The sequence below is a fragment of the Kitasatospora sp. NPDC087861 genome, from assembly GCF_044742585.1.
Lineage (GTDB): Bacteria > Actinomycetota > Actinomycetes > Streptomycetales > Streptomycetaceae > Kitasatospora.
Genome location: NZ_JBIUUS010000045.1, coordinates 25,660 through 49,530, shown reverse-complemented (window position 1 = coordinate 49,530; position 23,871 = coordinate 25,660). Strand labels below are relative to the sequence as shown.

Genomic DNA, 23,871 nt, shown 5'->3' with positions numbered 1-23,871 from the left:
AGGGTGGTGCAGGTGGTGGCGGTGGGTTCCTGGAGGAAGACCTGGAGCATGGATGGCACGAAGTGGGTGATGGTCACCCCTTCGTCTTGGATCAGCTTGGCGAGGTAGGCGGGTTCGCGGTGGCCGCCGGGTCGGGCGATGACGAGGGTGGCGCCTTCGAGGAGGGTCCAGAAGAATTCCCATACGGAGACGTCGAAGCCGAATGGTGTCTTCTGCAGGACCCGGTCATCGGCGGTGAGGCTGTAGGCGTGTTGCATCCAGGTGAGGCGGTTGACGATTCCGGCGTGGGGGACGACGACGCCCTTGGGTCGACCGGTGGAGCCGGAGGTGAAGATGACGTACGCGGGGTGCTCAGGGGACAGGGTCCGGCCTGTCGGGTTCGTTGTCGGGTGGCTCGACGCCGTCTCAAGGACGCTGCGGTCAACGGTGATCGGAGCACCCGCCTGGTCGAGCAGGTAGTCGATGCGCTCGGCGGGGTAGTCGGGGTCGACGGGCAGGTAGGCGCCGCCGGCCTTGAGGATGCCGAGGAGCGCGGTGACCATCTCGATGGAGCGTTCCATCAGGACGGGTACCACCGTCTCGGGGCCGACACCCTGCTCGGTGAGCAGGTGCGCGACCTGGTTGGCCCGCGCGTTCAGCTCCGCGTAGGTGAGTGACTCGTCCTCGAAGACCACCGCCACCGCGTCCGGTACCTGCGCCACGCGGGCCTCGAACAGTTCGGGCAGGGTGCCCGCCGGGACCTCGGCCGCCGTGTCGTTCCACCCCTCCAACACCCGTTCCCGCTCGGCCGGGCCGAGCAGATCGACCCGGGCGAGCGGGACAGCCGGTTCGTCGACGTCCGCCAGCGTCTCCAGCAGGCGGGCGAGCCGCCGGGCGTGGTCGGCGGCGTCGGCCGGGTCGTATACGCCGGGGTTCGCGTTGACGACGAGCTGCATGCCCTTGTCGGCCCCCCGGTCGTAGACCACGAACGACAGGTCGTCGACGGAGCCGTTGGTGAGGCTGTGCGCGGTGGTGGGGTGCCCGGCGAAGCGCAGGTCGTAGTCGAAGGCCATCACGTTGACGAGCGTGCCGAACAGGCGGGCGTCGCCGGCGCCGACCAGGTTGAGGTCGCGCTGGAGGTCCTCGTAGCGGTAGCGCTGGTGGCGCAGGGCCTGGCGCATGGTGCTGCTGGCCTGGCGGGTGAGGTCGGTGAGCGAGGTGCCGGGGCGGACGGTGAGGCGGATCGGCAGGACGTTGGCGAGCATCCCGGGGGTGCTGCGCTGGAGCGCGGTGCTGCGGCCGGCCACGGGGAGGCCGAGGACGAGGTCCTCGGCCCCGGTGAGCCGGTGGGTGTAGAGGGCGGTCGCGGCCATGATGAGGACGGGCAGGCTGGTCCTGAGCCGACGGGCGGCGGTGCGCAGCCGGTCGGCCGTCGCGGGCGCGATGTCCTCGATGTGGCGGATGCAGGCGTGGGCGGCGGGGGCGAAGCGTCCGCCGAGGCTGACGGCCTCCGGGTGGTCGGCGAACTGTTCCGTCCAGTACCGGCGGTCGGTGGCGAACTGTTCGGAGGTGCGGTAGGCCGCCTCCTCCGCCAGCAGCTTCTGGTAAGGCGGCAGTGGGTCGCGGGCGGGGCGTCCCTCGACCAGGGCGGTGTAGATCTCGGCGACGCGGGCGGCGAGGAGGGCGCCGGTGTAGGCGTCGCCGGCCGCGTGGTGGCCGCGCTGGTACCAGAAGAACCGGTCGCCGGCCGGGAAGAGCGCCATCTCGTAGGCCGGTCCGCGTTCCAGGTCGACCGGATGGGCGAGGTCCACCCGCATCCAGTCCTGGACGGCGGCCCACGGGTCGGGCTCGCCGCCGACGTCCCGTACCTGGACGGGGGAGTCGGGTACCGGGGCGACGACCTGGCGCACCTCGCCGCCGCTCCGGGTGAAGCGCAGGCGCAGCATCTCCGTCTCGGCGACGAGCCGGCGCAGGGCGGCCTGGAACAGCTCGGTGTCGACCGGGCCGTGGATCTCCAGGCACTCGGCGATCTGGTAGGCCGGGTTCGAGGGGTCCAGGTGCTGGGCGAACCACATGCCGGACTGTCCGGCCATCAGCGGCCAGGAGGCGGTCTGGGTGTCCGACATCTTCATTGCTCCGGTTCGTTTACCAGGGGCCGCTGCGACAGGGCGGCGTCGACCGATCGACCTCGGCCGCGCGCGGGCCGAAGGGGGTGGTGCGGGTGGAGGGTTCCACGGGTGAAAGGTGGTGTGGCGAGGGGTGGTGCGGCGAGGGGTGGTGCACGGTGGGGACGGAGCGGGCCGAGGGCGAGGACGGGCCCGGCTGTCGTTGATCACGCTCCGCCGTCGAGACGCTGCCTGACGAACCGTCACCACAGGTGCCCGTCAGGTGAATTCGGCGTTAAGTCTCGACGAACGAGATGGCCCCGGCCGGCCTACCGGCCCTGCCAGCGCGGGGGCCGCTTCTCGACGAAGGCGCGGGGGCCCTCGTCCGCGTCCTCGCTGTGCATGCGGCGCTCCTCCCACGGGAAGCGGGTCCGGAACGCCTGCTCCAGGGGCATGGTCGCGGCCGCGGCGGCCGCCTCCTTGATCGCGCGGACCGCGAGCGGGGCGCAGCCGAGGATGTCCGTGACCCAGGTGTCCACGCAGGCGTCCAGTTCGGCGGCCGGCACCACCTCGTTGACCAGGCCGAGTGCGTGGGCCCGGGCGGCGGTCATCGGGCGACCGGTGATCAGGTGGCCGAGGGCGGCCCGGTAGGGGGCCTGCCGGGTGAGCCGGAAGACGCCGCCGGCCCCGGCGATCAGGCCGAGCCTGGCCTCGGGGAGGGCGAACGTGGCGGTGTCGGCGGCGACGACGATGTCGCAGGCGAGTGCCAGCTCGAAGCCGCCGCCGAAGGCGTGGCCGTTGACCCGGGCGATCACGGGCTTGGCCAGCTCGAACCGCTCGGTGAGCCGGGGCCAGCCGGGTTTGCCGCGGCTGCCGAAGGTGGCGGGGGTGTTGCTGCCGTCGGCGATCCGGGCGGCGAGCTCCTTGAGGTCCTGGCCGGCGGAGAAGGCGCGCTCCCCGGCGCCGGTGAGCACGGCGAGCCAGAGCTCGTCGTCCTGCTCGAAGTCGTCCCAGACCAGGGCGAGCTCCTCGTGCGTGCGGAGGTCCATCGCGTTCAGGCGGTCGGGTCGGTCGAGCGTCACGCGGGCGACGCGGCCGTGCTTCTCGTAGCGGATCCGGGTGAGGTCTGCCAGCTCCATCGGCTCTCCGGCTCTTCTGGGGGTACGTGGGTCCGTCGACCACCGTCCGGGCGGCGGTGGTCGGCCGGTGGCGGACGGTCAGGCGGCAGCAGCAGCTGCAGTGGTGGCGGCCGCCGAGAAGCGGCCGACCTTGCCGATCACGTCCTGGCTGTAGAGGCGCAGGGCCTGCTGCATGGCGAACTCGGCCATGTACTGCCGGAACTGCTCCGGCGGCTCCTCCGCGAGGTTGAGCATCCGGCGGTTGGTGACCACGGCGGGGCTGTCGAGCCGTTCGAGGGATTCGGCCACGGCGCGGTCCATCAGATCCGGTTCGACGACCTCGTCGAGCAGCAGCCGGGCGTCGGGCTCGGTGGCGTGGATCCGGCGGCCCCAGAGCACCACCTGCCGCGAGACCCGGCCGCCGGCCAGCCGGCCGAGCCGCAGGTTGCCGGCGCCGGGCACGATGCCCTCCTGGGCGGCCGGCAGGCTGACGTAGGAGTCGGACGCGGCGACCACCCGGTCGAAGATCATCAGCAGCTGGGCGCCGCCGCCGATGGCGAAGGTGTCGACGGCCGCCACCCACGGCTTCTCGATCACGGGCGTGTGCCAGGCACCGGAGTGCTCGACCCGGAGCCCCCGGAAGATCTTGTTGAGATAGCCGAGTTCGCGCCGGAGCAGGAAGTCGACCAGCGAGATCCGGCCGGTGTGCAGGCTCTTGAGGTTGATGCCGGCGCTGAAGACCCGGCGGCCCCGGTAGCGGGGGTGGGTCATCTCGCCGCCGCGCAGCAGACCGACCCGGACCTCCGGGTCCAGCAGGGCGAGGTCGACGGCGGTCTCCATGTCCTCGACCTGCTGGTTGTCCTCGGCGTTGAGGCAGTCGGTGCGGCACATGGTGAGGTGGGCGGCGCCGTCGCGCCGTTCCAGCCGGACGGAGCCGAGGTCGAGGGTGCCGGTGCGGCGGAACTCGGGCAGCAGGTCGAGGGCGCGGGCCGTGGGCAGCGCCATCGCGTCGATCAGGTGCCGGCCGGAGCCGGGCGAGCGGAGCAGCTCGCGCAGGAAGAGGCCCTGGTCGATCTCCAGGCCCTCCTTCTCGGCCTGGAGCCGGCCCTGCTCGACCGCCATCGACTCGGCGCCGGGGAGCAGTCCGGGCCAGCTTTCGGTGGCGCCGACGACGAGCTCGGGCAGCCGCAGGTCCAGGGTGTGACCGTCGGTCAGCTGCCGGTAGACGGTCTCGCCGTGCAGCCGCAGGAACCGGCCGCGCACAGTGCGGACGGCGTTCTTGGCGTCGGTGGCGAGCGCGTGCTGGGCGGGGGTGCGCTCGGCGGGCACGGGCAGGGCGGCCAGCGCGTCCTCGGCCCGGTCGGCGGCGTCGGCCAGGGCGCGGCGGTCCGCGGCGAGGCTGCTGCCGCCGGTGGCGTCGGTGGCGACGCTGTCGCCGGTGCGCGCGTTGCCGACCGACGCCGGGGCGGCGGTCATACGACGGCCTCGACGGGGGCCTCGAGGGGAACCGGGCCGACGGCCTCGGCGGCGGCCCGGCGCAGCACCCGGTCGCAGGCCGCCAGGTGCCGGCCCAGGGCCTCCTCGTGGCCGGTGGTGGTGGCGTCGAGCATCAGCTGGCGGCGGATCGACAGTCCGGGCCCGGCCGCGGCGAGCAGGTCAGCGGCGTCGGCCAGGGCGGCCGCCGGGTCGTCGGCGAGCTCGTCCAACAGGTGCATGGTCAGCGCCTGCCAGGTCGGGACGGCGGTGCCGAACAGGACGACCTGGCGGGTCGCGGCGGCACCGGCCTGGTTGGCGAGCCGGTGCAGGGCCATGCCGGGCCAGACGCCGTCCGGGCCGGCGGGCGGCAGCAGCCGGGTGGCCGGGTGGGCGATGCGGTAGTCGGTGGTGAGCAGCGCCTCCACGGCGGTGCCGCCGCAGTCGCCGCCGGTGTCGCCGCCGACCAGGGCGACGGTCGGCCGCTCCAGGCGCTCCAGGCGGCGCAGCGCGCGCTCCCACTTGTTGACCAGGGTCAGCGGCGGGGTGGCCGTCGGGGCGGTGGGCGCGCCGGAGACCCGGAGTACCACCGGGGCGTGGCCGTCGGCGTCCTCGGCCCGGTCGCAGAGCGCGTTGAGGGCCTGCACGGTCTCGGGGGAGAGCGGTCGGCCGCCGTCGATGAGCAGCGGCTCTGGGGTGTGGGTCATGGTGGTGTGGTCTTCCTGCTCGGTGCGGACGGCTACCAGCGGGCCAGCGCCGTCTCGATGGTGGATCCCGGGCCCATGGTCATCAGCACGCCGTGGTCGCCGGGCTGCGCCACCTGCTCCTCCAGCAGCCGTTGGTAGGAGAAGAGGAACGAGCCGCTGGAGAGGTTGCCGTAGTCCCGCAGCACGCTGGTGGTGTGCCGGAGGTCGTGCCGGGTCAGGCCCAGGTTGACGCCGACGGCGTCGATGACCTTCTTGCCGCCGGAGTGCACCAGCCAGTGGTCGATGTCGCTGCGGCGCAGGCCGGTGCCGTCGAGCAGCCGGTCGACGACGAGTTCGGCGTGGGCACCGACCACGTAGGGCACGTGCGGGTCGAGGAAGAAGCTGAACCGCTCCTGCTCGTCGTCCCAGTCGTAGCGCATCGCGTCGATCGCGTCGGTGATGATGTAGCTGGAGAACTTCAGGAGTTGCGGGCCTTCGGCGGCGGGCGCCTCGCCGGGAGTGTCGGCTCCTCCTGGAACCCGGGCCCCGTCATGGGCCCCGACCCCGGCCGCCCCGCCGGCGACCAGGGCGACGGCGGCCGAGCCGTCCCCGAAGAGGCTGTTCACCACGGAGGTCCGCATGGTGCCGTCGAAGACGTAGGCGGCGGAGCACGCCTCGGCGCAGACCATCAGCGCCAGCCGGCCGGGGTTGGCGCGTGCCCAGCCGTTGACGGCGTTGAGCGCGTTGAGCCCGGCGTTGCAGCCCATTCCGACCACGTCCAGGCGGCTGGTGTGCGGGTCGATGCCGAGTTCGCGGATGACCAGTGCGCTCAGGCCCGGGGTGAGGAAGCCGGTGGTGGTGACGCAGCAGACGTAGCCGATGTCGGCGAGGTCCGCACCGGCCTCCTTGAGGCACGCCTGGACGGCGCGGACGCCCATGTCCACCGCCTGCGCCTTGTGCTTGGCGAGCAGTTCGCCCTGGACCTCCATGACCCGGGAGCCGTCGGGTCCCTCGGGCGGCAGGGTCAGATAGCGGCGCTCGATCGCACTGTTGAGAAACAGGGAGCGCACCCGGGGATCCCGGACGGCGAAGATGTCCAGGATTTCCTGCTGGGAATAGGAATTCGCCGGAACGGCGGTACCGACTCCGATGATCCGGGCCGGATCGGTCGCGGTGGTCGTCATCGGTACATCCGGTCCCGGTAACTCGGCCTGTTTCGCGGTATTGGCGCGTAAAGGTCGATGGGTGTCACGGTCTCCCCGTTTCTGTTCGGCTTGTGGGCCGCCCTCTGGACGTAACGTACGGAACGCGCGGGCCGGTTCATTCCGTCGTGGATCCGTCAATCCCGACAGCAGTAACGGATGAAGTCCGCGAGCCGGTTCAGGCCTTCTTCGATTTCCTCCGGCCGGAGGTGGCTGAAGGACAGCCGCATGACGTTGCGGGGCTGCGCGTCGGCGTAGAAGTGGTGCACCGGGGTCCAGAGCACCCGGAACTTCTCGGCGCTGACCTCCAGCAGCTCGTCGCCGGCCGGGAAGGGGACGGTGAGCAGCAGGAAGAACCCGCCCGCGGGGACGTTCCAGGAGACGCCCGAGGGGTGGCCGCCCGCGCCGTCCGGGGAGGTGCCGGCGGCGCGGCCGAAGCGTCGTTCCAGGCCGGACAGGACGTGCGCGAGGTTCGCCCGGTAGTGCGCGGTCTCCCGCACGTTGGCCGCCCGCAGGCTGCCCTGGTGGGCCAGCAGCTTGCCGCCGATGACGGCCTGGGCGATCGGCGAGGTGTTGACCGTCAGCATGCTCTTGATCTTGGCCAGCTGGTCGGCCAGGGTGTCGTCCGTGCCGGCCACCCGCTGGTCCGCGAGCACGTAGCCGACCCGGGCGCCGGGCAGGCCGGTCTTCGCGAAGGATCCCAGGTAGACGACCCGGGCGGTGGTGTCCAGGGCTTTGACGGTCGGTGGGCCGCCCGGATCCCCGAACAGGCCGTACGGGTTGTCCTCCAGGATCAGGAGGTCCTCCTCGGCGGCGATCTCCAGCAGCCGTCGGCGGGCCTCCAGGCTCAGTCTGAGCCCGCTCGGGTTGGCGAAGTCCGGGATGACGTAGCAGGCCCGGGGGTTGAGGCCGGCCGCGCGGGCCCGCGCCACCTGGGCGGAGAGGTCCGTCAGGTCGATGCCCTCGGCCGACTCCCGGACCGGCAGGACCCGCATGTCGGCCAGCCGGGCGGCGCCGTGCGCGCCCACGTAGCTGGGCGTCACGGCCAGCAGGACGTCCCGGTCGGTGCGGCGCAGTGCGCGCAGCGTCAGGTAGAGCGCCTCCTGGCAGCCGACCGTGACGACCAGGGCCTGCGGGTCCGCGGTGATGCCCTCGTCCACCCGCAGGTGCTCGGCGATCAGCTCGTGGATGATGCCCTTGGTGCGCCCGTACTGGAGCAGGGTCTGCCGGACGGCGGCCTCGTCGCCGCCCAGCCGGGTGGTGAGGTGCTCGCGGTAGACGTCGAAATAGCGGTGGACGTCGGCCGGGTCGAAGAAGCCCTCGAAGGGTCTTCCGGCGGCCAGGGATATCGCGTCCGGGAACCGCTGGGCGATCTCGTTGAGGAAGTTCATCGATTCACTGACCGGTGCGGTGAGGGAATCGTGAAGGCCCGACAGTTCAAGTTCCGTGACCACGCTCGGGGCGGGTCGGCCGTTCACCACATTCGTCCTTCTGGGCTGTGCGGAGTTCAGCACTCTGCTGACGTGGGTCGGCATCGCATACTCTTGCGTTCGATGCGTCGCGGGCTGCAGGCTAGTCACAGTCTTCAGTCCGTGACAACCGAGGCTTAGTCGAAAGCGCGTAATCCCGGATCTGTCGCATGCCGACGAGTGGTGAATTCATCTTGCGTTAGCATTCCGGCGATCTTCTGTTCCGTCCCGTCCTTGAAGCTCATGAGCCGCGAGTGCGCCGTGCCCGGGGCTCCGCCGACTCCACGGCCGGGGCGGGGCAGGCCGGGTCCTCCCGCCCGCGCACGATCCGAGCGCAGGCGAGGCGCGCAGCCGGCCGGGCCACCGCGAGCAACCGCAAGCACCGGTCACCGTAACCACCGGTCACCGTAACCACCGGCCGCGACAGGCACTGGCCGCCGTCTGCCGACGGTCGATCAGCGCATCCCCCGGCGGCCGTCCATGAGAGGAAACACCGATGACGAACCCGTTCGAGGACACCGAGGGTACCTACCTGGTCCTGGTCAACGAGGAGGGCCAGCACTCCCTCTGGCCCGTCTTCGCGGAGGTGCCCGCGGGCTGGACCACCACGTACGGCCCGGCCGGCCGCCAGGAGTGCCTGGACCACGTGGAGAACACCTGGACCGACATGCGGCCCGCGAGCCTCATCCGCTCGATGGGCTGACCGGCGGCCGCTGCGGGGCCGGTCCGTGCGGGCGGCCGGGCCCGCCCGTGCGGCGCGGTCCGCGCGGGCATGCCCGGCCCACACGCCCTCCGGCCCCGCACGCCCGGCCCTGAACACCCGTCGGCCCCGCACGTCGCGCGGGGCCGACCCCGCGCGACGTGCGCCGGCCCCGGGAGGCCGGCTCGCCCGGCGGGACCCCCGACGCACCGACCAGACCGGGAGCGAACCCGCACCATGCACGGCGATCCGACCCCTGCGCCCCACTACCGCCTGGTCTGCTCCGCCTGCGGGCACCACCAGGCCGACGATGGCCTGACCCTCGGCTGCGCGCGGCCGCACGAGCCCGGGCTCTGGCGGACCGACTACCGGACCGCCGATTTCATCCCCGACCCCACCGCGGGCGGGGTCTTCCGCTACCGCCACTGGCTGCCGGTGCGGCGCACCCTGGCCGGCACCGGCCGGACGGCGGTCTACCGCAGCGAACGGCTGGCCGCCGCGCTCGGCCTGGACGAGTTGTGGATCGCCTTCAACGGCTACTGGCCGGAACGCGGTGGCGACCTGACGACCGGCACCTTCAAGGAGTTGGAGGCCGCCACCGTCCTCGGCCGGATCCCGGAGGACGCCGGCACCCTGGTGGTCGCCTCCGCGGGCAACACCGCCGCCGCGTTCGCCGAACTCTGCGCGCGCCACCGGGTGCCGGTGGTCATCGTGGTGCCCGCCTGCGCGCTGCCCCGGCTGCGCACCCGCACCCCGGACTCGCCGTGGGTGCGCCTGGTCGCCGTCGAGGGGGCGGACTACGCCGAGGCGATCGCCCTCGGCGACGCGCTCGCCGCGCTGCCCGGGTTCACCCCGGAGGGCGGCACCCGGAACGTCGGCCGCCGCGACGGCCTGGGCACCGTCCTGCTCGCCGCCGCCGAGGAGATGGGGCGACTGCCGGCCTACTACGTGCAGGCCATCGGCAGCGGGGCCGGCGCCATCGCGGCGCACGAGGCCGCGCTGCGGCTTCGATGTCGCCCCGGCCCGCTGCCGCAGCTGATCCTGGCGCAGAACGACGCGTACGCCCCGGTCCACCGGGCCTGGCGGACCGGCGAGCGCCCGTGGGAGTGCGCGTCCGAAGCGGACGAACGACTCGCCACCACCCGGGCGTTCGCGCCTGAACTGACCAACCGGCGCCCGCCGTACGACGTGCGCGGCGGGCTCCGCGAGGCGCTGACGCAGAGCGCCGGGCAGGTCCTCACCGCCGACCGGGCGTCGGCCCTGGTGGCGATGGACACCTTCCGCGAACTGGAGGGGAACGACATCGAACCGGCCGCCGGGGTCGCGCTCGCCGCACTCGGGGAGGCCGTCCGGACCGGGCGGATCGACACCGCGGCGCCCGTACTGCTCAACGTGACCGGAGGCGGCCGGGCCCGGCTGGCCCGGGACCACGCCCTGACCGGCCTCCGGCCCGATCTGCTGGTGCCGCGCACCGCCGCCCACGACGCCGCGCGCGTCGCCGGGATCGCGGCGGCGCTCACGGCGGCGGCCCGCCGGCCCATGACGGTCTGACGCCACGTCAGAATCCTGCGGGGGTCGGATCTCTGGAGGGCCGGTCGTCCCTCTTTCGGGTGGTTTGAGACCTCCCTCGTGACCTGGGCGCACGGGCCGCCGGATGATCCTCCCGGGGCCGTGTGCGACGGCCTGAGGAAGGATGACGCGCAGCATGAGCACGACGCGACGAACTGTCCTGAGCGGCGCCCTGGCCGCCCCCTTGCTGGCCCGTTTCACGGGGTCGGCGGCCGGTGCCACCCCGAACGACGACGACACGTGGGGCACGATCTCCGACGGCTGGGTCGAGATCCGCTGGACCCCGCAGGCCCAGGCCCAGCTCGACCGGTTCGAAGCGACGGTCGAAGCCATCGCTCCCGCCCGACTCGTCAAGGACTCCCAGGGGGTGGCGCTGCGCTTCCCGCTGAGGTCCGGAACGGGCGACCCGTCGCCGACCGACCTTCCGCAGGCGCAGGGCAACGGCCTCCTCGACGGCGGCGTGACGGTGCGCACGCCGACCGTCCGGTTGCAGGTCACCAGCCTGAACGGCACCCTGCAGGACGGCCAGGCGTTCGGGACCTGCGTGGTCAACGGGGTCGACGTCGGCATGCGGTCGGTCTTCCGGTGCGGACTGACCGAGGGCGCCCTCGCCGCGGACCCGGCGCCGCCGGGCCGGCCGCTCACGCTCCGCCTCAGCGGGGCGCCGCTGCGCCCGAGCGGCGAGGCGCTGGAGGCGTTCGCGAGCGCCTTCGGCGAAGCCGCGTTCACCGCCGACACCGTGCTGGCGCACGTGACCGCCGAAGGCCGGTACACCCCGCCCAAGCAGGGAACCGCGAGCAGGGAACCGCGAGAAGTGACCGCGAGTAGTGAACGACGAGTAGTGAACCACGAGTAGTGAACCACGAGTAGTGAACCGCGAGTAGTGAACCGCGAGCCGGCCCCGGGCTCACTCGGCCTGGGCCGGCTCCGGCGCACGGGCCGGGCCGGGGACGCCACCGCCGAACCGGCGCTGCCGGCCGGCGTACTCGGCGACGGCGTCCAGCAGGTGGCGCAGGCCGAAGTCGGGCCAGGGGACGGGCTGGAACACGAACTCGGCGTAAGCGAGCTGCCAGGGCAGGAAGTTGCTGATCCGCTGCTCACCGGAGGTGCGGATCAGCAGGTCGACGTCCGGCAGACCGGGCGTGTACAGGTTCCGGGCGATGTCGGCCGGGCCGATGTCCTCGGGCCGGAGCGTCCCCGCGGCCGCCTCGGCGGCCAGCGCGCGGGCCGCGGTGACCAACTCGTCCCGGCCGCCGTAGTCGAGGCAGAGGGTCAGGGACAGCACGTCGTTGTCGGACGTCATGCTCTCGACCACCGCCAGCGCGGCCGCCAGCGAAGGATCGATCCGGTCGCGGCGACCGCACCACCGCACCCGTACGCCGAGCTCGTGCAGCCACTCGACGCCCCTGGTGATCCCGTCGGCCATGGAGTCGAACAGGGCGGCCAGTTCCTCCCCGGAACGGTCCCAGTTCTCGGTGGAGAACGCGTAGACGCTCAAGTGCCGGATGCCCAGCCGCAGGGCGGCGTTGACCAGCCGCATCGCCGCCCGCTCGCCGGCGTGGTGGCCCTCGACGGCCGACAGGCCGCGCAGTTCGGCCCACCGCCGGTTGCCGTCCATGATCACGGCGACGTGGTCGGGCACCGGTCCGAGTTCGCGCGGGGCCTGGCGCCGGGCGGTCCCGGTCGGCGTCAGCGGCTCCAGGCCGTCGACCAGTACCCGCGCTCGCAGGAGCGTGACCTCGTCGAAGTGCAGTTGTGCACCGAGCAACAGGGTGTGCAGGAAGGGCTGGTTCGCCGGGGCCACCATCCCGGCCGCCGGCGCCGCCTGATCCAACAGCTCGCGCCAGCGGTCGAGTTGGAAGCCCACGAGGGCGTCCAGCGCCTCGCGCGGCTCGCCGCGCCGCAGGTCGGCGACGTCCAGGCCCAGCCGCCGCAGGTCCGAGCCCGGCAGGTAGCACCGGCCCGCCGCGAGGTCGATCGGCAGGTCCTCGAAGATGTCCGCCAGCTGGCCCGCCTCGCCCAGCAGTGACGCCAACCGCGAGGCCTCCGGCCCGCGGGGCTCCAGCAGCGGGGTCGACAACTCGAAGACCGTCCCCGAGACCCCCCGCAGGTAGCGCCGCTGGTCCGCGAAGGTGTCGAAGGCCGGCGGGCGGACGCAGTCGGCCTGGATCGCGTCGAGGAACTCCGCCAACACCGCGCGGTCCAGGTCCCACCGCCGTACCGTGTCCACGAACGCCCGCCGCAACGGGTGGTCACTGCGCCCGGACCGCACCTCCGCCAGCGTGTCGGCGCGCCAGCGGGCGATCCGCCCCGCGCGCTCGGCCGGCGCGCCCTCGTCGGCGATGCGATCGGTCCGCACGGCGAAGCCGTGCACGGCACGCAGGTGGGGCCGGACCGCGGCGGGCAGGACCTCGCCCGCGGTCCACAGCGGCAGCCAGAACCGCCGGGTCTCCCGCGCGCAGGCCTCATAGGACTCGCACAGCTCCGGCGTACCACCGAACGGTGCCTCGGTACTCGACATTCCCGGACCCTGCCCTTCCGGCCGACCTCGGCGGCCATGAACCTTCGGCATCACCAACGACCCAACCGCCCATCGGTTTTGCCGACCACGAGGCCGTCTCCAGCACCGCCGACGGCGCTGCCGCAGGCGCCGCCTGCGGCGCGTGGACGCCCCTCGGCGGGCGTGCGGCAGAGCGGCGCGCCCGCTGGACCGGGTGAAGCGAGCGGAAGGCCGGCTTCGGCTGGGGCTACGGAGACCGCGACGGCGAGTCGTCCGGCCCGGCCGGAGGCGGGGTGGCCGGCGGCTGTCCGGCCACGTCCACGTGGTCCGCAGCCGGGGAAGGCGGCTCCGGGAGCGCCGCCGGGGGCGCCTTCTCCTCCCAGCCCAGACCTCCGGCCGAGCCGGGGAGCGGCTGCTCCGCCCAGATGATCTTGCCCTGGGGGGAGTACCTGGTGCCCCAGTGATCGGTGAGCTGCGACACCAGGAACAGCCCGCGGCCGCCCTCGTCCGTCGTCGCCGCGTACTTCAGGTGCGGGGAGGTGTTGCTGCCGTCGGCCACTTCGCAGATCAGGCTGCGGTCGCGCAGCAGCCGCACCCGTACGGGCGGCAGGCCGTAGCGGATGGCGTTGGTGACCAGTTCGCTGAGGACGAGTTCCGTGCCGAACGCCAGATCGGCCAGGCCCCACTCGTCGAGCTTCGCGGTGCTCCACGCTCGCACGTCGGCGACGCTGGCCGGATCGAACGGCACCTCCCGATCGGCGACCTGGTTCGGACCGAGCACCCGGGTCTTCGCGATCAGCAGCGCCACGTCGTCCTGCGGACGGGCCGGCAGCAGGGCGTCCAGCACGGCCTGGCAGTGCTCCTCGGGCTGCCGCTCCTGCTCGGAGAGCACCCCGCGCAGGAGTTCCATGCCGACGTCGAAGTCCCGGGTGCGCTCCTCGATCAACCCGTCGGTGTACAGGACGATCTGGGTGCCTTCGGGCAGGTGCACCTGCGCCGTCTCGAACGGCATTCCGCCCGCGCCCAGTGGCGGGCCGATCGGAAGCTCCGGGAACACGACGCTGCCGTCGGGCCAGACCAGTGCGGGCGCGGGGTGTCCCGCCCGGGCGATGGTGCAGAGCTGGGAGATCGGGTCGTAGATCGCGTACAGGCAGGTGGCTCCGGTGACGGCGGTGCCGTCGCCACTGTCGGACTCCTCCTGGTCGATGCGGTTCACCAGTTCGTCGAGGTGGCCGAGCAACTCGTCCGGTGGGAGGTCGAGGGTGGAGAAGTTGTGCACGGCGGTGCGCAGCCGGCCCATGGTGGCCGCGGCGTGCAGCCCGTGGCCGACGACGTCGCCCACGACGAGGGCCACCCGGCTTCCGGGCAGCGGAATCACGTCGAACCAGTCGCCGCTCACTCCGGACTGTGCGGGCAGGTAGCGGTGCGCGACGGTGAGGGCGCTCTGTTCCGGCAGGGCGCGCGGCAGCAGGCTGCGCTGCAGCGTCACGGCCATGGCGTGCTCGCGGGTGTAGCGGCGGGCGTTGTCGATGCTGACCGAGGCCCGCGCGACGAGCTCCTCGGCCAGTGACCGCTCCTCCTCGTCGAACGGCTCGCGCTTGCGTGACCGCCAGAAGTTGGCGACGCCCAGGATGATGCCGCGCGCCCGCAGGGGAGTGGTGATGAGCGAGTGGACGCCGTACTCGACGATCTGCCGGGTCCGTTCCGGGTCCTGGGCCAGCCAGCCGTGGTCGACGGACAGGTCGGGCACCACCTGCGACCGGCCGGTGTCGAACCCCCGGGCCTGGGGGGTGGAGGGGAGGAAGGTGACCAGCATGCCCGGTGGGTAGAAGGGATGGTCCTCGCGTATTCCGTGGACGGCCGCGCGGCGCAGATCGGACTTGGAGCCGGTCGGCTCGTCTCCCAGCAGGACCGGGTCGGCGAGGTCGACGGTGACGAAGTCCGCGAAGCCGGGAACGGCGACCTGGGCCAGCTCCTCGGCCGTGCGCACGACATCGAAGGTGGTGCCGATGCCGACGCCCGCCTCGTAGAGGAGGGCGAGGCGTTTGCCGGCCACTTCGGCCTTGCCGGACAGCGCGAGCAGCTCCGTGGAGTCACGGATCGTCGCGACCGTTCCCATCGCGCCGCCACGGTCCGTGGACCGCTGGTTCACCGCGAGCAGCCGCCCGCCCGCTTGGTGCACCTCGTCGGTGGCCACCCGGCCCGACCGCAGCAGCTCCGCGGTGTCGGGGTCGAGGTCCCGGAGTTCGTCCAGCCTGCGGCCCTCCGCGTCGGCGGGAAGCCCCAGCAGCTCCTTCGCCTCGTCGTTCGCCAGCAGCAGCCGTCCGTCCGCCGAGACGATGACCACGCCCTCGCGTACGGCGTGGAGGACGGCGTTGTGGTGCTCGTACACGCGGGTCATCTCGGTCGGCCCCAGGCCGTGCGTCTGGCGCTTCAGCCGTCTGGAGACCAGGGCGGTCCCTGCGGTGGCCAGCGTGAGTGCCGCGGCGCCGGTGACCAGGATGACGGGCAGCTGCCGGTTGCCGGCCGTGGTGACGTTCTTGACCTTGAGCCCGGCCGAGACCAGGCCCACCACCACTCCGTCGGGGGCGGTGACGGGCACGGTCGCCTGGACCTCCTGGCCGAGCGGACCGTGCACGCTCTCCGTGTAGACCTGTCCGGCCAGGGAGGGGCCGATCGTCCCGACGAACCTCTTGCCGATCTGCTCCGGCAGGGGGTGCGTGTACCGGATCCCCTGGGTGTTCATGACCACGATGAAGTCGACTCCGGCCTTCTGGCGCGCCGCCTCCGTCAGTGGCTGGAGCACCGCCGTCGGATCGGGCGACTTCAGCACCGCGGGGAGGCCGGGGGCATGCGCGAACGCCTCCGCGACGGCGACCGATCGATTGCGGGCCTCCGTTTCGCTGTCGTAGCGTGACTCGAGGACCAGCGCCAGGATCGCCCCGAGGACGAGCAACAGCACGACCGCGACCTGGAGCACGAACACTTGGCCGGCAACGCTTCGAGGGCTCTTGGCGAAAAGACCCTTGGCGGCCAGTGACGTCTTCGATACGGTCCGTGATCGGTCCGCACGCTCGACCATGCGTCCTTTCTAGCACCGCTGCAGGGTTACGACGAGGTGGCGGCCCCGCGCCTTGCGGGCGGCCCGGGCCCGGCTCCACCGGGGGAGCGCGGCTGCACCCGGACCGTGACGGCGCGCCACTGCCGGTCTGCGGGAAGGTGGCGACGGGTCGGCTGCCGGTCAGGGCCGGTTGGGTCCGCGATAGGGCAGCGTCTGGCTGTAGACGACACTGGTGGTGGTGCTGCCGAAGCCGGCCAGCTCGTCCACGAGCGTCTCCAGATGCTCCATGGAGGTCGCGGCCACCTTCAGGGTGTAGCAGTCGTCTCCGGTGGTGCGCAGGCATTCCAGGATCTCCCGCCGCTCGGCGAGCACCCGGCGCAGCGGCTGGTGGCGGTTGCCCGGGTACTTCAGCCGAACGACGGCGAGCACGGGATAGCCGACCTCGGCCAGGTTCACCGCCGCGTGGTAGCCGGTGATGACGCCCAGCGACTCCAGATTCCGCACCCGTTCGGTGGTGGCCGACGGGCTGAGGTTCACGCGCCGCCCCAGCTCGCTGAGGGAGATGCGCGCCTCCCGCTGCAGCTGCTCGATGATTGCCCAGTCGACTTCGTCAAGATTCACGGCCATATCGCGACTCTACCGGCAGAACCACGGCAGAACGTTGCTATGACCGGGAAGATTCGGTTCCGGACGCCGTGATCGCCGGGATAGCCTCGAATCATGCAACTTGGCGTCAACGTACCGAACTTTGGACCCGGCACCGATCCGGGCGTGCTGCGCGACTGGGCACGGATCACGGAGGGGCTCGGCTACGACCTCCTCATGGTGTCGGATCACGTGGCCGTCACCCCGGACGTGGCCGAACGGTACCCGGAACCGTTCTACGAGCCGTTCACCACGCTGTCCTGGCTGGCCGGCGTCACCACCGGGGTGCGGCTGGGCACGACCGTGCTGATCCTCCCGTACCGGCATCCCCTGCTGGTGGCACGGATGGCCACCAACCTCCACCGGCTCAGCGGCGGCCGACTCGTGCTCGGGGTCGGCGTCGGCTGGGCGCGGCAGGAATTCGCCGCGCTCGGCGTGCCGTTCGCCGCGCGCGGTCGGCTGACCGACGCATGTCTGGCCGCCCTGCGGGACGCCTGGCGCGCGGAGACCGAGGACGGAGCCGCCCCGATCCCCGTCTGGGTCGGCGGCCACAGTGCGGCGGCGCTTCGCCGTGCCGCCAGGTACGGGGACGCCTGGCACCCGCTACGGCTCTCCCTGGCCCGGATGCGCACGATCCTGGCGGACCACTCGCTGCCGGCGTTCGCGCCCCGCATCGCCCTGCGGCTGACCGAAACCCCGGTCGACGACCCCGACCGGATCGCCGGCGTCGGCACCGTCGAGCAGATCCTCGACGATCTCGACCAGCTGCGCCTGCTCGGCGCCGACACCGTCGTACTCGACGCCTACCACGGCGATCCGGAGGAAGCCCGGCGGCCCCACGCGGCCTGGCGGGCGCTCACCGAGGTGGCCACCCACTGGAGGACCGCATCGTGATCACCTCCGCCGACGAGACGCTCCTGCGCCGCGCGATCGGCATCGCGGCCGCCGCCGTCGCCCTGGGCGACGCACCGTACGGCTCCCTGCTGGCCGGCCCGGACGGCACGATCCTCGCCGAGGCGCACAACACCGTGCGGCGCGACGACGACATCACGGCCCACCCCGAACTGAAGCTGGCCCGCTGGGCGGCCCGCGAACTCGACCCGGACACGGCGGCCCGCACCACCATGTACACCAGCTGCCAGCCGTGCACCATGTGCGCCGGCGCCGTCGTCCGCTCCGGGCTCGGCCGGGTCGTCCACGCGCTCTCCACCGAGCAGCTCGTCGAACTCAACCCGCAGTCGGGCGACTGGCCGACGGTGGCGCAGGACGGCCCGGCCCTCTTCGACGAGGCCCGCATCCCCATCGACGCCTACCGCCGGCCGAACTGACCCTGCGTCGCGAACGTCACCAGAGCCTGTCGATCTCTCCGGGATAGAGCTCGATGCGGCTGTCCCGGAACGATGCCTCGGCCCGCCGCCCCTCGGGTGAGAAGAAGTCGGCCATGGTGACCTTGTCGAAGCCGGGCTGGTCACTGGGGAACGGATCCTGCGGCGTTCCGCCGATCAGCACGGTGCCGGAAAGGACCCGCCAGCCCGTACTGCCGTAGAACGCCTGCAGCGGGCTGTCACAGGTGAACAGCCCCACGTCCAGCTGCCGCGCGATCATCTCCTCCCGGGCCGCCGCCACCAGGTGCCGGCCGTGCCCGCGGCCACGAGCCTCCCGCCGGGTGACCACCGCGCTGAGCCCGCCGGCGGCGAAGCGAGCGCCCGCGTGCACGAGCTCCTTGGACAGGATGTCCAGTGCGGCCAGCACCGCCCCGTCGGCCACGAGCAGCATCGACAGCGGCCGCAGGGCGGGGTCGTGGGTCGGAGCGTCGGGAGGGGCGACCGACCCGGGTGGAGACGGCCACGCCTGCTCCTGGAGCTCCCGCACCTGCGCCCGCAGCTCGAACGGAGTGGCTTCCTCGGGGAACGACACGATCTGCATGTGCTCATTCTGCTCACTCCCCGGGGCGGGACCACCGGATTATCCGCGCCCCGGAAGCAGCTTCACGGCATCCGCGTCAGCCTCGACCCGTGATCGTCACAGCGGGCGGGACGGTGATCGTGCACAGTCGCTTGGTGGCCCGGGTGAGGGCGACGTACAGGTCGCGCTCGCCCCCGGGGCGGGCGGCGGTGATCCCGTCCGGGTCGACCACCACGGCGGCGTCGAACTCCAGGCCGCGTGCCTGGGAGGCCGGCACCAGCCGGGCGTGCCGCTCGATCCCCGCGGCCGCGAGCTGCTCCGTCCGGTCATCGGCGCAGATCACCCCGACCAACTCGCCCGGGTACGCGGCGCCCTGCTCCCGCAGCTCCCGCACGAGGGCGGCGACGAGCGATTCCGGGGTGGCGGCAAGGGTGCGAGGCACCTCGCCGCGCCGGATCGACCGGACCGGCGGCCGGTCCGGGGAGATCCGGGCGAGCAGGTCCCCGGTGACGGCGAGGATCTCCTGGGTGGTCCGGTAGCTGACGGTCAGGGTGCGCAGGTCGAAGCGCCGCCCGAGGTGCGGGCCGAGGGACTCCTGCCAGTCCCGGGCCACCGTCGCCGGGCCCGCCTGGGCGAAATCTCCGACGAGCGTCATCGACCTGCCCGGGCAACGGCGCGCGATCATCCGCCACTGCATGGCGGTGAGCTCCTGTGCCTCGTCGACGACGACGTGCCCGAAGACGTGCGGGGGCGGGCCGTCGACCAGGCTCGCCGCCTCGTCGAGAAGCGCCACATCGGCGTCCGTCCAGGGCGCACCGGGCGTTCGCCGCAGCAGGGCCCGCTGGTCGTCGGTGAACTGCCGCAGGGACGCGTCCGGCGCGTCGCCGTCCGTCAGCAGGGCACTGACCACGTCGCCGGGCGTGAGCCGCGGCCACAGGCCTTCGACGGCCCGATCGAGCAAGGCGTCGTCCAGGAGGTCGGCGCGCACGGCGTCGGCGTCGAACTCGTCGGCACCGGTGGCGGGCGCGTCGTCGACACCGAGGCGGCGCAGGTCCGCCGCCGCCACCCGGTCGAGGTCGAGGCCGGTCAGGTGCGCCACCTCGGCGTCGATGCGTTCGAGCGCCTCGGCGCCACTGCGGGCGAGCTCCCGGACGAGGGCGTCGACCAACAGCTCCTTGAACAGCCGACGCGCCCGGTTGTGCGCGAGGCCACTGGTCCGTGCCGACTCCCGCGCCTGTGCGACCTCCCCGTCCTGCAGACGGATCCACTCCTGCCCGACCCGGATGTCGAACTCGCCGCCCGGGGCCTGCCGCGAGCGGACCACGGCGGCCAGCGCGTCGGCCAGTGCGGAACTCCCCTTCAGACGCGCCACGTCGAAGGGCTCCGCCGCGCCCGGGACGACACCGGCCAGTTCCTCGCACGTCGCCAGGACGACGTCGTTCTCCCCGAGCGAGGGCAGGACCTGGCCGATGTAGTCGAGGAACCGCGCGTTCGGCCCCAGGACGAGCACGCCGCGCTCGGCCGCCTTCGGGAACGCGTACAGCACGTACGCGGCGCGGTGCAGCGCCACCACCGTCTTTCCGGTGCCCGGACCACCCTGCACCACCGTCACCCCGCGGTGCGAGGACCGGACGATCGCGTCCTGCTCGGCCTGCAGCGTGGCAACCGCCGTTCCCATCCGCCCCGTACGCCTCTCCTGGAGCGCCGCCGTCAACGGACCGTCGCCGACCACGTCCTGACCGGTGGGTGCGGAGCCGTCGAGCAGCTCATCGCTCACCCCCACCACCGTGCGGCCGGCCAGGCGCAGATGGCGGCGCCGGCGCAGCCCCATGGGATGGACCGGCGTCGCCTCGTAGAAGGGCCGTGCGGCCCCGGCGCGCCAATCCACCAGCACCGGCAGCTCGTCCGCATCCCTGTGCAGCCCCAGCCGCCCGACCCGCAGGACGGTCCCGTCGGCCAGGTCGATCCGGCCGAAGACGAACCCGTTCTCGGCCCCCTCCAGCCGACGGACCTCTCCCGCCAGCCGACCGGCCGCCACCTCCCGCTCGTACACCTCGCCCCCGCCGTCGGACGGCGACGCGAGCACGTGCGCCAGCTGCTCCCGAGCCTCGGCCAGCCGCTCGTCGAACAGCTCGCCTATGACGGAAACCTGAACCCGCTCAAGCTCCACCTCGCGCGCGGCACCATCGTTGATCTGGGACAAGAAAAGGCCCTCTCGGTTCAACCCGCCGGTATTTCGAGGCGCCACTATGCAGACGGATTCCGGAAAAGTAAATATTGACCGAACCGGGTGGAACGTGACCTCCGGTGCACCCCGCAGGCCCGGTTGCGGTACCGGCGCACGTGGGGCCGTTTCCGGGCCGTGGCGCGGTCGACCGGTGGGCGGCTGGTCCGGTCCGACCCCGGGGCGTCGCCGACTGTTACAAGGCGGTGACGATGCGCGCACAACCTGATGCGTGGAGCGGGGCGTCCCTACGGATGACCGGGCCCGGATCGCACCGACCGTGCCTTCGGGCCGAGCAACCACCTCCCCTTGAAAGGGGTGCACCCGTGATCGTCTCCAAGCGGAACTCCCTGCGCCTGGCCGCCGTGACCACCCTCAGCGTGCTCTCCCTCGGGCTGGCGGGCACCGCCATGGCCGCCACCCCCGCCGCCGTCCCCACCTCCGCCACCTCGCAGCAGGCCGCCGCGCAGGCCGGCATCACCGCCAAGCCGTCGGCCACGTCCGTCCAGGCCTGGCAGCTGTTCCGGGTCACCGGCACGACCACCGGCCTCAAGGCGGGCAGCAAGGTGACCCTGCAGCAGAAGCAGCACGGCACGTGGGTCACCCTGCCGGCCTCCGTGACCACCGCCCGCAACGGCTCCTACTCGCTCGGCGTGAAGCTCGGCCTCAAGGGCCTGAACGAGCTGCGCATCGTCAGCGGAAACACCGCCTCTCCCGTGTTCACCGTGACCGTGCACTGACCCACGGCCCACAACCCCGCCGTCGGGCGCCGCGCCGCCCGACGGCGGACGCGCGGTCATGGACGGTGGGGCCCGGGGCCTCGGGATTCGCCCTGGCGTGGTTCGTCCGCCTGTGCGGCGATCCGGGACCGCTCCCGCAGGTGCCCGACGGGTGGTGAGCGTTCGTCAGATGCCCGGGACCGCGTCCTTCGGGAGCGTGTGCCAGTTGGTGACGATCGGCTTGTCGACCGGGGTCCTGCCGACCGGGACGCTGGCCGGGTTCGGGTCGGCGTTGCCGATGCCGACGATGGCGTCCGTGAACTCGACCGCCTGGTTGTCCTTGGTGGTCTTGGACATGACGCCCGCGTACGCGGTCTTGGTGCCGCTCAGGGTGATCGGATCGCCGGTGGCGTGTTCGGCGCCGGCGGCCTCGATGCCGCCCGAGCCGAACGCGATGGTGGGGTGGGCTCCAGGGAGTGTGCAGGTGATGCCCGGCTTGGCCTTGGCCGTGATCAGGATGTAGCCGCCGGCCTGGGATTCGGCCTTCGCGCCGAGGACCAGGTCGTTGGCGCCGCAGGTCTGGCCGTACCCGCTCTTGTCGGCGGCGGGGGAGGAGGGTGCGGCGGGGGACTTGGGCATGGTGGCGGCCTTCGTCGGCGCGGCCCCGGTGGGTGCGGCCCCGGTGGGCGCCGCGGCGGTGGCCGCGGGGCTGGCGGCGGTGGAGCCCGCGTCGCTGTTGTCCGGCCCGCAGGCCGTCGCGGTGGCGGCGAGCGCCGCGACGGCGGCGGCGGTGAGGGCGAGGCGGCGCGTGCGCATGAGGCTCTCCTGCTGTCGTCGGCCGGTGCGGTTCACCGGTGTGTGAACAACGTAAGTGCGGGTCGTTCACCGGCTGGTGCGGGAACTATCCCGATCCTGTTTCAGAACTCGGCGGGCGAGGTCGGAACCAGGCTCCGACCGGGGCCGGACGGCCTGTGAGGCCGGAGTGAAGGTCGTGGGTGGGGCCGGTGATCGTCCGTTGATCGGGCATATACGGCGAGCCTGGAGCATCGGGAACCGGAGGGAACCGGTTCGGAGGCCACAGCCTGACCACCGGGGCTCGTACGGCCGGACCACGGGCCGCGCGGGTGCCCGATGCTGATGCCGCCGCCGGGCCCGACCCCAGTTGGAGTCCGGACCACGAAGGGCAGACGAGGTATGGACGGCGGGCAGTCGATGCAGGCGGTGAGGACGGCGGCGGGCTTCGGCGAGCTGCTGCGGCTACGGCGTGAGCGGATCGGGCTGACCCAGCAGTGCCTGGCCGATCACGCGACCCTGAGCGTGCGGGCGATCCGGGACATGGAGAGCGGCCGGGTGCGCCGGCCCCGCAACGAGACCGTCCGGCTGCTGGCGGACGCGCTGCGGCTGGAGGGTCGCAGCCGGACGGACTTCGAGGAGGCCGCCCGCCGGCACCCGCTCGCGGACGAGCCGGTGGCCGAGCCGGCCGCCCCGCCGGTGGCGCGCGGGGCGATCGTCGGCCGGGAGATGGAGGCCGAGGTGCTGGCCGACGCCTTCGCCGTGCACGGGGACCGGCTGGTCTCGCTGGTGGGGCTCGGCGGGGTGGGCAAGACCCGGCTCGCCCTGGAGGTGGCCCGCCGACTGCACCTGAGCGCCCGTTGGTCGGTGCAGTGGGTGGACTGCGGCGGCGGTCCGCACCCCTGGCGCGGCCTGCCGGACGACATCGTCCGGGAGATCGGCGACCGGACCGCCCTGCTGGTGCTGGACGGCGCCGACGGCGGGGTGGACGCCGGGCAGCTGGACGGGCTGTTCCGCCACTGCCCCGGGCTGCGGGTGCTGATCACCGCCCGGGAGGCCCGGCCGCTGCCCGGGGGCCAGGTCATCCCGCTCGCGCCGCTGCCCGTCCCGGCCCCCGAACTCGACGCCGAACCGGAGGCGTTGGCGCAGGTCGGCGCCGTCCGGCTGCTGCTCTCCCACCTGTGCAGGCTGCGCCCCGGCTACACCCTGGAGCGCTCCGAGGCTCCCGCCGTCGCGGAGCTCTGCCGCCATCTGGACGGCCTGCCAGGCGCGTTGGAGCGCGCGGCGGGGTGGGCGCTGGTGCAGTCCACCGCCCAGCTGGTGGCCCGGCTGACGGCCGTCCCGTTCACGCTGGCGGCACCGCCGGTGGTGTTCGGCGCGCGCGGTGACGTGCGGGACGAGGTGGAGCCGGCGATCCGGCGACTGACGGAGCATCAGCGTGCTTTGCTCGACGTGCTCGTCGACGAGCCCGGGGACTGGTCGGGGGAGGACGCGGCGGTCCGCAGCGGCTGGGCGCTGCAGACCTGCCTGGCGACGGTGCACGAACTGCTGTCGCGCGGGCTGATCCGCAGCGTGCCCGCCCGCGACGGCGTGCGCTTCACGGTGCTCAACCTGTGCCGGCGCCTCGTCCGGGAGGAGCGGGGACTCCGGCTCGCGCCGGGTGGGGACGTCCCGCTGCTGGCCGTCGCGGGCTGACCATCGTGCGCCGGCCGGGCGGCAGTTCG

Annotated in this window: 19 protein-coding genes; 7 read left to right on the top strand and 12 right to left on the bottom strand. The window is 73.0% G+C overall.

Annotated features, from left to right (window positions below):
* From ACIOJE_RS36395 to ACIOJE_RS36370, 6 genes are all read right to left on the bottom strand, one after another.
* On the bottom strand, window positions 1–2,105 hold a 2,105-nt coding region (locus ACIOJE_RS36395), incomplete at its 3' end, for an AMP-binding protein (protein ID WP_400782426.1).
* A 308-nt stretch (window positions 2,106–2,413) separates the two neighbouring features.
* Window positions 2,414–3,223, bottom strand: a complete 810-nt coding sequence (gene dpgD, locus ACIOJE_RS36390) for an enoyl-CoA-hydratase DpgD (protein WP_400782423.1) — start codon at window positions 3,221–3,223, stop codon at window positions 2,414–2,416.
* Between the two features lie 78 nt (window positions 3,224–3,301).
* Window positions 3,302–4,678: a (3,5-dihydroxyphenyl)acetyl-CoA 1,2-dioxygenase DpgC gene (gene dpgC, locus ACIOJE_RS36385; protein WP_400782420.1), complete on the bottom strand. Its 1,377-nt coding sequence runs from the start codon at window positions 4,676–4,678 to the stop codon at window positions 3,302–3,304.
* Complete coding sequence (gene dpgB / locus ACIOJE_RS36380) at window positions 4,675–5,382, bottom strand: enoyl-CoA-hydratase DpgB (RefSeq protein ID WP_400782417.1); 708 nt, start codon at window positions 5,380–5,382, stop codon at window positions 4,675–4,677. Before dpgB ends, dpgC begins: the two co-directional genes overlap by 4 nt.
* A gap of 32 nt (window positions 5,383–5,414) precedes the next feature.
* Window positions 5,415–6,545 carry a 3,5-dihydroxyphenylacetyl-CoA synthase DpgA gene (gene dpgA, locus ACIOJE_RS36375; protein ID WP_400782414.1) on the bottom strand — a complete coding sequence of 377 codons (1,131 nt, stop codon included), beginning with the start codon at window positions 6,543–6,545 and terminating at the stop codon, window positions 5,415–5,417.
* Window positions 6,546–6,700: 155 nt separating this feature from the next.
* The gene (locus ACIOJE_RS36370; protein WP_400782412.1) at window positions 6,701–7,954 is read right to left on the bottom strand and encodes a PLP-dependent aminotransferase family protein; all 1,254 of its coding nucleotides are present in this window, start codon (window positions 7,952–7,954) and stop codon (window positions 6,701–6,703) included.
* A gap of 574 nt (window positions 7,955–8,528) precedes the next feature.
* On the opposite strand from ACIOJE_RS36370, the gene ACIOJE_RS36365 reads away from it, so the two are divergent.
* From ACIOJE_RS36365 to ACIOJE_RS36355, 3 genes are all read left to right on the top strand, one after another.
* A complete protein-coding gene (locus tag ACIOJE_RS36365) occupies window positions 8,529–8,735 on the top strand; it encodes an MbtH family protein (RefSeq protein WP_280683162.1) in 207 nt (68 codons plus the stop codon).
* A 234-nt stretch (window positions 8,736–8,969) separates the two neighbouring features.
* Window positions 8,970–10,283, top strand: a complete 1,314-nt coding sequence (locus ACIOJE_RS36360) for a cysteate synthase (protein WP_400782409.1) — start codon at window positions 8,970–8,972, stop codon at window positions 10,281–10,283.
* A gap of 154 nt (window positions 10,284–10,437) precedes the next feature.
* Complete coding sequence (locus tag ACIOJE_RS36355) at window positions 10,438–11,157, top strand: hypothetical protein (protein ID WP_400782407.1); 720 nt, start codon at window positions 10,438–10,440, stop codon at window positions 11,155–11,157.
* Between the two features lie 51 nt (window positions 11,158–11,208).
* Here the strand turns inward: ACIOJE_RS36355 and uppS are convergent, their stop codons facing one another.
* The 3 genes from uppS to ACIOJE_RS36340 all read right to left on the bottom strand — a co-directional run bounded on the left by uppS (window position 11,209) and on the right by ACIOJE_RS36340 (window position 16,489).
* Window positions 11,209–12,822: a polyprenyl diphosphate synthase gene (gene uppS / locus ACIOJE_RS36350; RefSeq protein WP_400782404.1), complete on the bottom strand. Its 1,614-nt coding sequence runs from the start codon at window positions 12,820–12,822 to the stop codon at window positions 11,209–11,211.
* A 226-nt stretch (window positions 12,823–13,048) separates the two neighbouring features.
* On the bottom strand, window positions 13,049–15,883 hold the full coding sequence (locus ACIOJE_RS36345; RefSeq protein WP_400782401.1) for a SpoIIE family protein phosphatase: 2,835 nt from the start codon (window positions 15,881–15,883) through the stop codon (window positions 13,049–13,051).
* A gap of 159 nt (window positions 15,884–16,042) precedes the next feature.
* On the bottom strand, window positions 16,043–16,489 hold the full coding sequence (locus ACIOJE_RS36340; protein WP_280683155.1) for an Lrp/AsnC family transcriptional regulator: 447 nt from the start codon (window positions 16,487–16,489) through the stop codon (window positions 16,043–16,045).
* Between the two features lie 93 nt (window positions 16,490–16,582).
* Between ACIOJE_RS36340 and ACIOJE_RS36335 the strand changes: the two genes are divergently transcribed.
* Together ACIOJE_RS36335 and ACIOJE_RS36330 are read left to right on the top strand one after the other, a co-directional pair.
* Window positions 16,583–17,401, top strand: a complete 819-nt coding sequence (locus ACIOJE_RS36335) for an LLM class flavin-dependent oxidoreductase (RefSeq protein WP_400782397.1) — start codon at window positions 16,583–16,585, stop codon at window positions 17,399–17,401.
* Window positions 17,398–17,835 carry a nucleoside deaminase gene (locus tag ACIOJE_RS36330; RefSeq protein WP_280683153.1) on the top strand — a complete coding sequence of 146 codons (438 nt, stop codon included), beginning with the start codon at window positions 17,398–17,400 and terminating at the stop codon, window positions 17,833–17,835. The genes ACIOJE_RS36335 and ACIOJE_RS36330 overlap by 4 nt, the downstream gene beginning before the upstream one ends.
* A gap of 16 nt (window positions 17,836–17,851) precedes the next feature.
* Here the strand turns inward: ACIOJE_RS36330 and ACIOJE_RS36325 are convergent, their stop codons facing one another.
* Together ACIOJE_RS36325 and ACIOJE_RS36320 are read right to left on the bottom strand one after the other, a co-directional pair.
* On the bottom strand, window positions 17,852–18,433 hold the full coding sequence (locus ACIOJE_RS36325; RefSeq protein ID WP_280683152.1) for a GNAT family N-acetyltransferase: 582 nt from the start codon (window positions 18,431–18,433) through the stop codon (window positions 17,852–17,854).
* Between the two features lie 76 nt (window positions 18,434–18,509).
* Window positions 18,510–20,615 carry a HelD family protein gene (locus ACIOJE_RS36320; RefSeq protein WP_400782394.1) on the bottom strand — a complete coding sequence of 702 codons (2,106 nt, stop codon included), beginning with the start codon at window positions 20,613–20,615 and terminating at the stop codon, window positions 18,510–18,512.
* 347 nt (window positions 20,616–20,962) lie between these two features.
* On the opposite strand from ACIOJE_RS36320, the gene ACIOJE_RS36315 reads away from it, so the two are divergent.
* On the top strand, window positions 20,963–21,376 hold the full coding sequence (locus ACIOJE_RS36315) for a hypothetical protein (protein ID WP_400782392.1): 414 nt from the start codon (window positions 20,963–20,965) through the stop codon (window positions 21,374–21,376).
* Window positions 21,377–21,541: 165 nt separating this feature from the next.
* Here the strand turns inward: ACIOJE_RS36315 and ACIOJE_RS36310 are convergent, their stop codons facing one another.
* The gene (locus ACIOJE_RS36310; RefSeq protein ID WP_400782390.1) at window positions 21,542–22,171 is read right to left on the bottom strand and encodes a DUF4232 domain-containing protein; all 630 of its coding nucleotides are present in this window, start codon (window positions 22,169–22,171) and stop codon (window positions 21,542–21,544) included.
* Window positions 22,172–22,549: 378 nt separating this feature from the next.
* On the opposite strand from ACIOJE_RS36310, the gene ACIOJE_RS36305 reads away from it, so the two are divergent.
* Window positions 22,550–23,842 (top strand): helix-turn-helix domain-containing protein, encoded by a 1,293-nt coding sequence (locus ACIOJE_RS36305; protein WP_280683144.1) that lies wholly within the window; start codon window positions 22,550–22,552, stop codon window positions 23,840–23,842.
* Window positions 23,843–23,871: the final 29 nt, after the last annotated feature.

Bases quoted from the DNA above. Each gene is read 5' to 3' on its own strand.
- uppS (WP_400782404.1), bottom strand. From the start codon at position 12,822: ATGTCGAGTACCGAGGCACCGTTCGGTGGTACGCCGGAGCTGTGCGAG.
- ACIOJE_RS36305 (WP_280683144.1), top strand. From the start codon at position 22,550: ATGGACGGCGGGCAGTCGATGCAGGCGGTGAGGACGGCGGCGGGCTTC.
- ACIOJE_RS36355 (WP_400782407.1), top strand. From the start codon at position 10,438: ATGAGCACGACGCGACGAACTGTCCTGAGCGGCGCCCTGGCCGCCCCC.
- ACIOJE_RS36365 (WP_280683162.1), top strand. From the start codon at position 8,529: ATGACGAACCCGTTCGAGGACACCGAGGGTACCTACCTGGTCCTGGTC.
- ACIOJE_RS36360 (WP_400782409.1), top strand. From the start codon at position 8,970: ATGCACGGCGATCCGACCCCTGCGCCCCACTACCGCCTGGTCTGCTCC.
- dpgD (WP_400782423.1), bottom strand. From the start codon at position 3,223: ATGGAGCTGGCAGACCTCACCCGGATCCGCTACGAGAAGCACGGCCGC.
- ACIOJE_RS36310 (WP_400782390.1), bottom strand. From the start codon at position 22,171: ATGCGCACGCGCCGCCTCGCCCTCACCGCCGCCGCCGTCGCGGCGCTC.
- ACIOJE_RS36345 (WP_400782401.1), bottom strand. From the start codon at position 15,883: ATGGTCGAGCGTGCGGACCGATCACGGACCGTATCGAAGACGTCACTG.
- ACIOJE_RS36370 (WP_400782412.1), bottom strand. From the start codon at position 7,954: ATGAACTTCCTCAACGAGATCGCCCAGCGGTTCCCGGACGCGATATCC.
- ACIOJE_RS36335 (WP_400782397.1), top strand. From the start codon at position 16,583: ATGCAACTTGGCGTCAACGTACCGAACTTTGGACCCGGCACCGATCCG.
- dpgC (WP_400782420.1), bottom strand. From the start codon at position 4,678: ATGACCGCCGCCCCGGCGTCGGTCGGCAACGCGCGCACCGGCGACAGC.
- ACIOJE_RS36325 (WP_280683152.1), bottom strand. From the start codon at position 18,433: ATGCAGATCGTGTCGTTCCCCGAGGAAGCCACTCCGTTCGAGCTGCGG.
- ACIOJE_RS36340 (WP_280683155.1), bottom strand. From the start codon at position 16,489: ATGGCCGTGAATCTTGACGAAGTCGACTGGGCAATCATCGAGCAGCTG.
- dpgA (WP_400782414.1), bottom strand. From the start codon at position 6,545: ATGACGACCACCGCGACCGATCCGGCCCGGATCATCGGAGTCGGTACC.
- dpgB (WP_400782417.1), bottom strand. From the start codon at position 5,382: ATGACCCACACCCCAGAGCCGCTGCTCATCGACGGCGGCCGACCGCTC.